This window comes from Pantoea sp. BL1, from assembly GCF_000963985.1.
Lineage (GTDB): Bacteria > Pseudomonadota > Gammaproteobacteria > Enterobacterales > Enterobacteriaceae > Pantoea > Pantoea rwandensis_B.
Genome location: NZ_JZRH01000060.1, coordinates 43,538 through 56,195, shown reverse-complemented (window position 1 = coordinate 56,195; position 12,658 = coordinate 43,538). Strand labels below are relative to the sequence as shown.

The window sequence follows — 12,658 nt, the reverse complement described above, 5'->3', positions numbered from 1 at the left end:
GTCCCGGCCCCGTCATGCAGGCGCGGAATCTGACAACCCGGTGCCGTCCCTGTGTGATGCTACGATGGATTGGGCGGCGGCAGTGCTGCCAGCGTAGCCGCCGAAGCCACATCGTTACCCGTCTGCATCACTTCCACCGTCTGATGCGGCGTTCTAATCCCTGCGGCATCAAAATGCTTCTTCACCTTATCATCCAGCGCAAAACGCACTGTCCACTGCTTCAGCGGTTGGGTGGTGAATGAGACGCGCACGGTAAAGGATTGATTGGTCAAGCCTACCAGCCCGGAAAAACTTGGTTCGCCAATCACCATGCCGCGAATATCCGGATTCTCCAGCAACGCTTTCACCGCCGCCTGCAAGGTCGCATTCACGCGCTCGGTGTCTTCACTGCGGTCTACATCATAGTTGGCGACAAACGAGCCAATACCGCGCACAAAGTTGGCGAAAGTGGTAATCGAAGACCAGGGAATGATGTGATAGGCACCGGTATCCTGTCGCACGCCGACGGAACGAATCGACATGCGCTCCACCGTGCCGGTAATCGGGCCAATGGTCACCAGATCGCCGGTATTCATGCCATTCTCAAACTGAATAAAGATACCGGTGATAATATCCTTCACCAGCGTTTGCGAACCGAATGACACTGCCAGCCCCAGCGCACCGGCACCCGCCAGCAGCGGCGCGATGTTAACGCCCACTTCTGACAGCAGAATCATAATGGTGATGGTGCTGATCACCACCGCCAGCGCGTTACGGAATAGCGTCAGTAAGGTGCGCGTACGTGCGCTGGGCATCGGCCTTCCGTGTGAATCCGAAGCCAGACGGCTTTCGATCAGGCTAGCCAGCAGTGTCCAGCCGATGGCGGAAAGCAGTAAAATCATCACGATACGAATCAGCACATCCACCATTTTCTGTCCGGCTCCCAGGGTAAGCCAGTGCCAGAGATCAAACAGATTCCAGGCATTGAGCAGCAGCAGTAGCGTGGCGAACACGGTGATCACGCGCGCCAGTTTCAGCAGTGCTTTCACCCAGTCATTGACGCGTTTCTGCAGCTCAGGATAGTTGCGACGCAGATCCGGCGAAAGCGTCAGCGTTTTGCCAATCCAGCGCGTCAGCATGCCGGAAATCAGCGCGGCGATAACAATAATCGCCATGCTGCGCACCGTGGCCGACATCATAAACTTCAGGCTGTCACCCGGATTGAAGATCGAGAACAGGAACAGCGCGATAAAGTAGGCGCTCGCCAGCCAATGCCACACCATCGCAAAGGCGCGAATAAACAAGGCAAAGAAACTCATACTGCGATCCGCCAAACGCGATAGTTCGTCGTGGATGTTACGTCGATTGCGGAAAATCAACCACAGCGCCCAGCCGGTCATAATGCACATGATCAGTACATTCACCAATGCAGCGATTTGCATATTGACCTGATTGCCGACGATCGGCACCACCACCAGTAAGCCATAACCAATGGTGCCGCTGAGCCAGCTGAGACGCGTGTTCCAGTATGCGGCACGTGCATCGGAAAGATGAAAGAAGCGCAGCGTGGGGAAGCGTGGGCAGAATATCAATCGCAACACCGCCTTGAAGAATTCAATCAACGCAAAGGCATTGAGGAATAGCCCCTGCTGATAGGCAATGGTGCGATTGTTGTTGTGGTAGTTGTCACTGATGATCTGACCGACAAACAGCGTCAGCGCCAGCAGCACTAAGTCGAGAAGAAAGGCAACGAGGATGGTGGCAGGAAGATGCAGCCACTTGGTGCGCTCCAGATTATGATTGCGCCCCCAGCGGCCCATGCGCTGCCACACGGGATACATCAACAGCCGCGTGAACCAGTAAAAAGCAAAAACGGCAGCGGCGAGCCCGGCGAAATACTTCAGTGCATTGAAGAAGGTTTGCTGATTAAAGGATTTGTGCGGCGCGTTAACGATGTTGTCGTGCAAACGAACAAACTGCGAGGCGACGGCGCCCCCGTATTCGCGTGTGACGTTGGTGACGCTCTCCAGTACCGTGGGATCTTCCTGCTCAGCCTGCGGTGGTGCCAGGACGGGTTGTTCATTGTTGGCTTTACTGGTGGCGGCCTGACGCAGCTGATCGATCAATTCCTGACGCGAATCGTTATTCTCCAGAATATTCGCCAGCGCGGCATAAGCGGCTTTTTTATCTTCCAGCGTTGGCTCTGCTTCAGCGGTGGTGTTGGCAGCGGGCGTTGACGTTTGTTGAGCGGCGACGGCGGCCTGCGGCAGATTGACCGCGTTTGCGGTGGGAACGAGGAACAGACAGAGCAGCATCCATATGGTAAGGCACCATGATGGGCGGGCAAACGACATGACCTTCTCCTTGAGCAACGCGCAACGGCACAAGAGAAAAAGTATAGTCAGTGATGGAAGGTGAAGATTCTGAAAGGAAAATTCTTTACGGAAGAAGAGGCGGCTTTACAGCCGCCTCGTCATTTATGATACGTGCTGCAGGAACTCACGCAGACGATCGCTCGGTGGGTTGGTGATCAACTCATCCGGATTGCCATCTTCAGCGATGGTGCCTTTATCAATGAAGATCAGACGCGAAGCCACTTTCTGAGCGAAGCCCACTTCGTGCGTCACAATCACCATCGTCATGCCTTCTTCAGCCAGATCCTGCATCACCTTGAGCACTTCATGGCGCAGTTCTGGATCGAGTGCAGAGGTTGGCTCATCAAACAGCATCATTTTCGGCTTCACCGCCAGTGCACGGGCGATGGCGACACGCTGCTGCTGACCACCAGACAGTTCGGCTGGGAAGTGGTGCGCACGCTCGGCGAGGCCGACTTTACCTAACAGTTCACGTGCCAGTTTCTGTGCGTCGTCCTTCTTCGCACCGCGCACACGAATTGGGCCGAAAGCCACGTTGTCCAGCGCACTCATCTGTGGGAACAGATGGAACTGCTGGAACACCATACCGGCTTCCTGGCGAATCAGACGCTCATCGACTTTAGGATCGTTAACTTTCATGCCATCAACAATCAGGTCACCGGTAGTGATCTCTTCAAGCTTGTTGATGCAGCGCAGCAGGGTCGATTTACCTGAGCCAGATGGCCCGATAATCACCACCACTTCACCCTGATTGATCTTCAGGTTAATGTCGTGCAGGACTTTGGTCTGGCCGAAGTTTTTAGAGACGTTTTTAAATTCAATCACAGGATTTTCACCTTCTTCTCAATACGGCGCAGTACAAAGCTCAACACCAACGTAATTACCAGATAGATAATCGCAACGGCACTCCAGATCTCCAGCGCGCGGAAGTTTCCGGCGATGATTTCCTGACCCTGACGGGTCAATTCCGCCACGCCGATCACGATAAACAGCGAGGTATCTTTGATACTCACGATCCACTGGTTACCAAGCGGTGGCAGCATACGACGCAGTGCCAACGGCATGATGACGTAACGCAGGGTTTCACGACGGGAAAGACCCAGCGCCAGGCCTGCTTCACGGAAGCCTTTATTGATCGACAGTACGGCACCACGCGTGATTTCCGCGATATAGGCACCGGAGTTAATCATGATGGTGACCACGGCAGCGGTAAACGGATCGATACGTAGGTCCGGGAAGGCCATCGGCAAGGCGAAGTAAATAAACATTACCTGCACCACGATTGGCGTACCGCGAATCAGCTCGATGAACACCAGTGCGATGTTATTGGCGATCCATCCACCGTACGCGCGTGCGAAGCCGGCGACTAAACCAATGATTAACCCGCCAATTAAGCCGAGTACGGAAATTATCAGGGTCATTTTGGCGCCTTCGATCAAAATCGGCAGGGCTGGCCAAATGACGCTCCAGTCAAACTCCATGGTGTAACTCCAAAATCTGTTGCAATGGAAATGTAAAAAGCAGGGAGACGAAGCTCCCTGCTGGAAAAAATCGGCTTAGGCCGGAATTATTTTGGCTCGCTGCCGAACCATTTTTTATAAATTGTATTGTACGTGCCGTTGTCGCGCAGGGTTTTCAGCGCGCCATTAATCTGATTACGCAGCTCATCACTGCCTTTTGGCAGGGCGATGCCATACTGCTGAGCTTCGATAGACTCGCCAACCGCTTTGAAGCGACCTTTACCGGCGGTGTGGATGAAGTACAGGATGTTTGGCGTGTCGTGCAGCACGGCGTCAGCACGGTTGGTGCCCAACTCCATGTAAGCGTTGTCGATGTTCGGGAACTGACGCAGATCTTTAGACTTGATGTGCGCTTTTGCGTAATCAACAGAACCGGTACCGCTCTTCACCGCAACCACTTTGCCGTTCAGATCGTCGATGCCTTTGATGTTGTTTTCGTTCTCACGCACCATCACCAACAGACCACTTTTGTAATAGCCGTCAGAGAAGTCGATGGCTTTTTTGCGCTCGTCGGTAATGGTGATACCGGCCAGAGCCACGTCAACGTTTTTGGTTTGCAGTGCTGGGATGATACCGCTGAAATCCATTGGCTTCAGGGTGTAATCCAGCTTCAGTTCTTTGGCGATAGCGGCCCACAGGTCGATATCGAAACCAACATATTCGTTACCCTGTTTGAATTCAAAAGGAACGAATGCGGTGTCGGTCGCAACAACCAGTTTCTTATCTGCTGCAGTGGAAGAAAGCGAGAAGGCCAGCGCCAGCGCGGCCACGGAGACTTTAATCAAAGACTTCATCATTATTTTCCTTATTACCCTTCAGACCTGATGGCCTGATGTACGGCTATTCATATGAAAAAATTATGCCAACTTTTCATTTTGGTCGAAATCAGCAGGATGCAGGGCCTGGCTGAAGCGATTTTGCTGTAGTCGAAAAGTCTGCACTAATATGGCTCACCAAAATAGTGCATCGTGCTGTTGTGGTGCAGGCACAGTGTGCACCAAGGGCTTAGCAAGGGAAAGGTAGGATTAAGAATTTGTTAACGACGTCAAAAAAAGCACCAAAATGTTACAGACATAAAAAAAGGCGGGATAACCCGCCTTCGCTGTAACTGACATTATTCGATGTTGGATTCGATGAACCACAGGAATTTATCCAAATCACGCGATGCCGCCGTGAAAATGTCTGCAGTGTCTTCATCGCTTACTTCACTGATGGCCTTACGCGTATCGTTCGCAACAATCGCGTAACGATCGGCCAGCGCTTTCAGATGATCCTGAACGGTGTGGATGTTGAGCGGATAGCTTTTCAATGGCGTCTTGTCGTTGACGATCTGAGTGGTACCCAGCGCCACGCCGCCGAGCTGTACAACACGCTCTGCAATGGTGTCCTGATGATCGGTGATGGCAGTACGGAAGCCATCCAGCATTTCGTGCACACCGATAAAGTTGGCACCACGCATGTTCCAATGCGCCTGCTTGGTGATCAGTGACAGATCAATAAACTCCACTACCAGACGGTTGAGCACCTCGATGGTCGCTTTCTTATCGCTATCAGCAACATCATTACGGGTGTAAATGAGATCAGACGATTTAGTTTTAACCAGTTTTGCGGTACTCATCATTAATATCCTCTAATTGATGGTTGTCCTAATCAAGCACGAGAATAAGTATAGCAGCAGTTTTTGGCTGTGCCGGATTGTTTAAACCGATGACAGGAATAGATAAACCTTCATGTTGTGCGGGATTTGAGCGTTTTATTTATTTTGCATTTATAACAATAACTTACGCTGTATGTTAATTGCTTTTCAATGATGTTGCAAAATAATAACAAAACCTAAGGGTGTGATGAGAAAAAAGAGAATGAGAATGCTTATATATTCAGCCTGCAGCTTAACAGGCTGAATTTGGCATTATTTATTGCGGGTTATTAATATCCACTTCGCTTATTTTGGCACTCTTCTGTTTCATGGTGAGTGTCGAACCTGCCGACGCGGCGATAATCGCCAGCAGCGCGATCCACTGCTTCAGCGTTAGCAGCTCACCGAGGAACAACATCCCTGAAAGTGCGGCCATCGCGGGTTCCAGACTCATCAGCGTGCCAAAGATGCGAGCCGGCAAGCGGGTTAAGGCCATCATCTCCAGTGAATAAGGAATGGCACTGGAGAGCAGGGCGATAATCAGCGCCAAGGGCAGTATTTCCCAGTGCCAGATGCCGGGCGCAGCAAAAGTTAACCCGAGGGGGACGAAGATCACTGAGGCGATCAACGATCCCATGGCAACCGTCGCTGGACCATGTTCCGCACCGGCGCGTTGCCCCGCCAGAATATAGACCGCCCAACAGGCACCTGCTCCCACGGCTAATAGCGCACCCAGCGGATCGATATGGCTGATGCCATCACCAATCGGCAGTAGAAACCACAAACCGGTAACCGCCAGCAGTACCCACAGGAAATCGAGGGGACGTCGCGCACCGGCCAGCGCCAGGGTTAAAGGACCCAGAAATTCCAGCCCAACCGCCACGCCCAGCGGCACGGTGCGGATCGAGAGATAGAAGAGATAGTTCATACAACCGAGCGCCAGACCGTACATCAACAGCGGTTTACGCTGGGCGCGGGTAAAACGTAAACGCCACGGCTTAAAGATGACGCACAAAATCAGGGTGCCCAGTCCGAGACGCAATGCGGTGATGCCCGGAGCCCCTACGGTAGGAAACAGTGATTTTGCCAGGGAAGCACCGCCCTGAAGCGAGAGCATGGCAATCAGTAGCACGGCAATCGGAAACAAAACCGGGGCCATTTTGGCGTTCGTCTGAGGCGTAGACATCCTGTAATTCAATCCCGTAGTGATTAACAACACAGCAACAAAACGCCAGTGTAAAGGAATCTTAAGGAAATAAGGAGGTGTGTAAGAGGGAAAATAAATGCTGCGACAGCCTGGGAAATAACCGTTTTTCGGGCCATTTAAGTAAAGAAATGTCAGGTTAGTTTAGGAATATCCTTAAAGGCATTTTTTATAGCACGAAATATTATTGCAGGAAGATGACGCTTTTTATAAGTAAAATGAATGACATAGGAAACTTCATTAACTTTCTGTTACACCAAACAATCTCTTAGACAACAAATAGCGGGCAGAGTTTCTTGCTAATTTTTGTTATATTTTCAGCGTTGTCAGGAGAGAAGTATATTCACATTTGAGGTGGTTTATGAAAAAAATTGCATGTCTTTCAGCACTGGCTTGTGTACTGGCAGTTTCAGCAGGTTCAGCCATGGCGCAGAGCACCGTTTCTGCTGGTTACGCGCAGAGCGATTATCAGGGCGTTGCTAACAAAGCAAACGGCTTCAACCTGAAATACCGTTACGAAGATGGTACTAACCCACTGGGTTGGATCGGTTCTTTCACCTACACCGAGAAAGACCGCACTGACGCTGGCGTTTACAACAAAGGCCAGTACTACGGCATCACCGGTGGTCCTGCTTACCGTCTGAACGACTGGGCAAGCATCTACGGCGTAGTGGGTATCGGTTACGGTAAATACCAGGCAACTGACGCTGCTGCACAGTACAAAACTGATTCAAGCGATGTTGGTTTCTCCTACGGCGCAGGCATGCAGTTCAACCCAATCCAGAACGTTGCTGTTGACGTGGGTTACGAGCAGAGCCGTATCCGTAGCGTAGACGTTGGCACCTGGATTGCTGGCGTAGGCTACAGCTTCTAAGTTTTTGCTTAGACCAGAGTTGCACAAGAAACGGCCCATTATGGGCCGTTTTTTTATGCCTATTTTTGCGGGGCAGGAGGAAGGGTCGCGCGGATCTTTTTCACCTGATCGGCCGTTACCGGTGCCGCTTTATTACCCCATCCATTGCGAATAAAGTTAGCGACATCAGCGACCTGCTGATCATCCAGGCGCCAGGCGAAATCTGGCATGGTGAAACCGGTCGGTGCCTGTTGCGTAATCGCACGCTGGCCGCCTTTCAGAATCACACTGATCACTGATGACGGGTCTTCACTCAACAAGGCCGGATTGTGCGCCAGCGCCGGGAAGGTACTGGCATAGCCTTTACCGTCCGTACGGTGGCAAGCAGCGCAGTTATCCACGTAAACTTGCGCGCCTGGCTGGCTGAAATCCCCTTTGAACAGCGCTTGCGATGTCGCATCGCTGGCCTGTGGTGCAGTGGTGTTATCCGAAGCCGGTAAAGACTTCAGATAGACGGCAATCGCATTCAGATCTTCATCACTGAGGTACTGAGTACTGTGTGCGATCACATCCGTCATCGAACCAAAGGCAGCGCCTTGCTTATTCGCGCCGGTTTTCAGGAAGAGGGCGATATCTTGTTCGGACCAGCTGCCTAAACCGGCTGCCGGGCTGGCGGTCAGGTCTGGCGCATGCCAGCCTTCCAATGTGCCGCCGGTCAGATAGCCTTTGCTGTTCTGATCCATGGCTTTCTCCTGGAAGCCGATGCCACGAGGAGTGTGGCAGGAGCCACAGTGGCCGAGCCCCTGCACCAGATAAGCACCGCGTTGCCACTGTGCCGATTGACCGGCAACCGGAGCGTAAGTGCTGTCATCGGCAAAGGTCCAGCGCCAGAACGCCAGCGGCCAACGCATGCTGAGCGGCCACGGGATATCACTTTTGTGATTCTCCTGGCTTACCGGCTTCACACCCTGCATAAAGTAGTCATACAACGCGTGCATATCACTGTCGCTGATTTTGGCATATGACGGGTATGGCATAGCCGGATAGAGCGAACTGCCATCTTTGGCGACACCCCCGCGTACCGCTTTGACGAAGTCGTCGTAGCTGTAGTCACCAATACCGTGCGTTTTATCTGGCGTAATGTTGGTGGAGTAAATGGCGCCGATCGGCGTGCTCATTTTGAGCCCACCAGCGAAAGGTTGTCCACCTGCTGCGGTATGGCATGCGGCGCAATCGCCCGCTTTGGCCAGATACTCGCCTTGCTTAACCGAGGCATCGGTCGCGGCCGATGCGGCGTGGCTGATCAGCGCGCCGCTGAGAGCGAAAAAGAGTGTGGAAAATTTCACTATAACGCTCCTTATCAGGCCTGAACCAGCGGACCAGGGTTAGCAAGATAGCGGTTGCGAATCGCATCCGCCGCGAATAATGCGGTGGCACAGACAATCCCGGTGGGGTTGTACGCCAGGTTTTGCGGGAAGCAGCATGCACCTGTCACGAACACGTTCGGTACATCCCAGCTTTGCAGGAACTTGTTCACCACGCTGGTACGCGGATCGTCGCCCATCACGGCACCACCTGTGGTGTGCGTTGACTGGTAAGGGCGGACATCGTAATGGCTGTTGAGCGTTTTGAAGCCCACTTCATAGTGCTTAGGATTCATCACCTTGACGATCTCCTCGGCTTTATCTTTGATGAAGTTGGTCATCTTCAGCTCGTTCTGCTGCCAGTCGAACGTCATACGCAGCAATGGTTGGCCGTAGATATCACGGTACGTGGGATCAAGGTCGAGATAGCACTGCTTATACGGCATCACTGAACCGGACGAGCCGACGTTCATGTTGTGCAGATAATTATCTTTGATGGCCTGTTTCCAGCCGGAACCCCAGCGCGGCGCATCTTTAGGGATGCCCATCTGCTGGATGGGACGTCCGCCGGAGAAGGCTGCCGAAATGGTGGCACCGCCAACAAAGCCGACTTTGCTGTGATCGAAGTTTTCTGCATTGAAATCATCGATAACGGTAGAGGTTGCACCGGTTGCCGCAAAGGGATTGAACCAGTTGTCGTTGTCATAAAACAGCTTGATGCCGCCGGTCATCTGGTAGGCATAGTTCCTGCCCACTACGCCGTCACCGGTTTGCGGATCATATGGCTTACCGATTTTTGACAGCAGCAGTAAGCGCACATTGTGCAGCTGGAAGGCGCTGAGGATCACCAGGTCAGCCGGTTGCTCGACTTCGTTACCTTGCGCATCGATATAGGTTACGCCGGTGGCTTTTTTGCCGCTGCTGTCGGTATTAACGCGAATCACGTGCGCCTGAGTGCGTAACTCAAAGTTACTAAACGGTTTCAGAGCAGGGATAACACAGCTTTGCGGTGAACCTTTGGAATAATTGAAGCAACCGAAGCGTTCGCAGTAACCACAGTAGTTACACACGCCAAGCTGCACGTTGTAAGGGTTTGTCCAGGCTTCGGTACAGTTAGCGGCGGGACATTCGAACGGATGATAGCCGAGTTGTTTCGCTGCTTTGGAGAACAGTTCGCCAGCATACAACGTCTCGAGCGGCTTAGTGGGATAGCCATTTTTACGTGGGGATTCGAACGGGTTACCCCCTTCGACTTTTTCACCGTTGAGATTACCAACCTGACCCGCCGCACCGCAAATTTTCTCAAACTTATCGAAGTAGGGTTCCATCTCGTCATAAGAGAATGGGTAATCCTGCACCGTCATGTCTTTCGGGATGAAATCAGCCCCGTATTTTTCGATGACCGTGCTGCGCATTTTCAAGTCAGCTTCCAGCGGACGCCACAGCTGACCGTTCCAGTGCGTACCGGCACCGCCCACGCCATCACCGGGCAGGAAGGAACCGAAGCGACGATATGGCAGCGCGGTTTCCTGCGTGGTATGGCGAACCGTCACGGTCTCTTTCGAGGCGTTTTGGAACAGTTTTAAACGAATGCCGTAAGTCAGTTCATCGGCAATACGCGGATAAGAGAAGTCGGGGTAGGTATCGCGATTTTCGCCGCGCTCCAGTGCCACTATATTCAAACCAGAACTGGCCAGTTCCATCGCCATGAGCGAACCAGTCCAGCCGAACCCGACGATGACCACATCGACGGGCGCTTTTTTTACTGCCGCCATTACACGCTCCTTTTACTGGAAATGCTGACTGGGCCAAGAGGGTAGGGTTTATTAGGCTGCTGTACGGTATCGACGAAATCCGCACGTGCACCGGGAAAACCAATCATTTTCCACGAGGCCAGCGTTTGGTTGCCGCCGTGAATCGGATCGGCGAGATAACCCTCTTTGGCGTTTTCCAGTAGCTGCTCGAAAAACAGCTTGCCGTGAATGGCATCGTTATGCAGTTTGTCGGCTTCCAGCGCGTGCAAAACCTCTTCCTGTTGCGCCGTTTCCAGTTGATAAAAATCTTTTTGGTACTGCTGCTGACAGTGCTGATCAGCTAAAGCGATGCCCAATCGATAGGTATCGCGTGGCACCAGATGGGATTGATAACCCATTTCCGGAATCGAATCGGCGAACGGGCCTTGCATGTACCACAGGCGACCATAGCCGTAAGGCAATTCCATCTGCTTATCGATAAACACCTGTACACCTTCACTGACGGCGCCAGGACCGTTGGCATCGGCAGGGATCAGGCGATCCAGCGCGGCGAGCAGAAATTTCCACTCTTTATCGTTGAAGTAAGCGGGAACATAGTCGGATAACACACCTTGCGGCTTGTCGGCAGCGGGGGAGGAGAGTGACACCACACCGGTACTGGCTGCGGCGGCGAGGGGAATGAGCGAGAGCGATTTTTGTAAAAATCGTCTCCTGCCCGATGGTTGCTCTTCAGGCTTTTTAAGTGACATTGCTAATCTTCCTTACGAAAAACCCACCCTGGGTTGATTTTGTTATAAGTATGTAATTTTTTGTTATTAGAAGATTAATCAGACGTCACAACAGGTTGCAAGCTAAATGTTAGCAGCCTAAGCGTTTAGATGTCGTTGAAGGTAAAGTTATGTCAGTGCCTGAAGCGATTCAGCCACAGTGAGCGCAGGGATCGGGAATTCGTTCAATAACAATAGAAAGAGTGGGACTAAAAAGGTTACAAAATGTGAGATCGTGCAAAGGATCCGTCAGAGAAACGGATCCTGAGAAGGAATTTATGGATGAATCAGCCGCGCCAGATGAGATTGGGGCAGGGGCGCTCGGTCAGCTGTTTGCCGGTTAGCTTTTCAATCAGCATCAGACGCAGGGCAAAGGGCGAGCGTTTAAACAGGCACAGCAGCGATTTCAGCTCAAAAGCTGGTTTGCTCTGCTCAACCTGGAAGCATTTGCCACAGTCGAGGCAGTTTTTCATGGTGGTCATGTTCACCTCCCGAATGAATAACGACGTAACAGTAAGCATAAACCTGCGATAAACAGCAGGAAAAGGAGTAGCAGCAGATAGGGTGCGCTCATCATTGCCTCCTAAATAAGCTATTCGCTTACATTACGAACAAAGATAGCACTGGCTATACTCTTTAGCCAACACTATTTAGGAAAAATTTGTGCTTATTTGTGCCTGGTTTACAATGAGCGCAGCCAGGCCCGCACCGCAGGTAAAGTGCGGCAGATAATAAAGAGGAAGCTGAATGAGTCGTCGTGCAAAGAGCGCCACCAATACGCCCCAGGGGCCGCTTAAAGATATAGAGGAGCATGTCGAAGGATTTCGCCAGGTGCGCGAAGCGCATCGACGTGAACTTATTGATGACTACGTAGAGTTAATCTCTGATTTAATTCGTGAATTTGGTGAAGCCCGCCAGGTCGATATGGCCGCGCGCCTTGGCGTTTCACAGCCCACCGTGGCAAAGATGTTGAAGCGTTTAGGCACCACGGGTCTGGTGGAACAGGTTCCCTATCGCGGCGTTTTTCTGACGGCTGAAGGTGAAAAGCTGGCTGAAGCGAGCCGTGTGCGTCACCACATTGTGGAAACCTTCTTGCTGGCGCTAGGTGTCAGCCCGGAAACTGCCCGCCGGGATTCAGAAGGTCTGGAACATCACGTCAGTGATGAAACCCTCGCCGTCTTCCAGAAGTTTTACGAGAGCCGCTAA

At 52.1% G+C, this 12,658-nt stretch carries 12 protein-coding genes; 2 read left to right on the top strand and 10 right to left on the bottom strand.

Features of this window, described 5'->3' with window-relative positions; all coding sequences use genetic code 11:
- Positions 1–59: 59 nt before the first annotated feature.
- From ybiO to rhtA, 6 genes are all read right to left on the bottom strand, one after another.
- Positions 60–2,294: a mechanosensitive channel protein gene (gene ybiO / locus VH86_RS22610; RefSeq protein ID WP_231647361.1), complete on the bottom strand. Its 2,235-nt coding sequence runs from the start codon at positions 2,292–2,294 to the stop codon at positions 60–62.
- A 162-nt stretch (positions 2,295–2,456) separates the two neighbouring features.
- On the bottom strand, positions 2,457–3,179 hold the full coding sequence (glnQ, locus tag VH86_RS22605; protein ID WP_038647952.1) for a glutamine ABC transporter ATP-binding protein GlnQ: 723 nt from the start codon (positions 3,177–3,179) through the stop codon (positions 2,457–2,459).
- On the bottom strand, positions 3,176–3,835 hold the full coding sequence (gene glnP, locus VH86_RS22600; RefSeq protein ID WP_038647949.1) for a glutamine ABC transporter permease GlnP: 660 nt from the start codon (positions 3,833–3,835) through the stop codon (positions 3,176–3,178). The genes glnQ and glnP overlap by 4 nt, the downstream gene beginning before the upstream one ends.
- A gap of 86 nt (positions 3,836–3,921) precedes the next feature.
- Positions 3,922–4,668: a glutamine ABC transporter substrate-binding protein GlnH gene (gene glnH, locus VH86_RS22595; protein ID WP_038647947.1), complete on the bottom strand. Its 747-nt coding sequence runs from the start codon at positions 4,666–4,668 to the stop codon at positions 3,922–3,924.
- 320 nt (positions 4,669–4,988) lie between these two features.
- Positions 4,989–5,492, bottom strand: a complete 504-nt coding sequence (gene dps, locus VH86_RS22590; protein WP_038647945.1) for a DNA starvation/stationary phase protection protein Dps — start codon at positions 5,490–5,492, stop codon at positions 4,989–4,991.
- 295 nt (positions 5,493–5,787) lie between these two features.
- Positions 5,788–6,696: a threonine/homoserine exporter RhtA gene (rhtA, locus tag VH86_RS22585; RefSeq protein WP_038647943.1), complete on the bottom strand. Its 909-nt coding sequence runs from the start codon at positions 6,694–6,696 to the stop codon at positions 5,788–5,790.
- A 379-nt stretch (positions 6,697–7,075) separates the two neighbouring features.
- Here rhtA and ompX point away from each other — a divergent pair, with 379 nt between their 5' ends.
- A complete protein-coding gene (ompX, locus tag VH86_RS22580; protein WP_045834179.1) occupies positions 7,076–7,588 on the top strand; it encodes an outer membrane protein OmpX in 513 nt (170 codons plus the stop codon).
- 59 nt (positions 7,589–7,647) lie between these two features.
- Here the strand turns inward: ompX and VH86_RS22575 are convergent, their stop codons facing one another.
- The 4 genes from VH86_RS22575 to VH86_RS22560 form a co-directional block, all read right to left on the bottom strand.
- Positions 7,648–8,916 (bottom strand): cytochrome c, encoded by a 1,269-nt coding sequence (locus tag VH86_RS22575; protein WP_052696640.1) that lies wholly within the window; start codon positions 8,914–8,916, stop codon positions 7,648–7,650.
- Positions 8,917–8,927: 11 nt separating this feature from the next.
- Positions 8,928–10,706, bottom strand: coding sequence for a GMC family oxidoreductase (locus VH86_RS22570; RefSeq protein WP_045814031.1), 1,779 nt, complete (start codon positions 10,704–10,706; stop codon positions 8,928–8,930).
- Positions 10,706–11,434 (bottom strand): gluconate 2-dehydrogenase subunit 3 family protein, encoded by a 729-nt coding sequence (locus VH86_RS22565; RefSeq protein ID WP_045834178.1) that lies wholly within the window; start codon positions 11,432–11,434, stop codon positions 10,706–10,708. Before VH86_RS22565 ends, VH86_RS22570 begins: the two co-directional genes overlap by 1 nt.
- Positions 11,435–11,739: 305 nt before the next feature.
- Positions 11,740–11,934: a hypothetical protein gene (locus VH86_RS22560; protein ID WP_045814029.1), complete on the bottom strand. Its 195-nt coding sequence runs from the start codon at positions 11,932–11,934 to the stop codon at positions 11,740–11,742.
- Positions 11,935–12,199: 265 nt separating this feature from the next.
- On the opposite strand from VH86_RS22560, the gene mntR reads away from it, so the two are divergent.
- Positions 12,200–12,658, top strand: coding sequence for a manganese-binding transcriptional regulator MntR (gene mntR, locus VH86_RS22555; protein WP_038647933.1), 459 nt, complete (start codon positions 12,200–12,202; stop codon positions 12,656–12,658).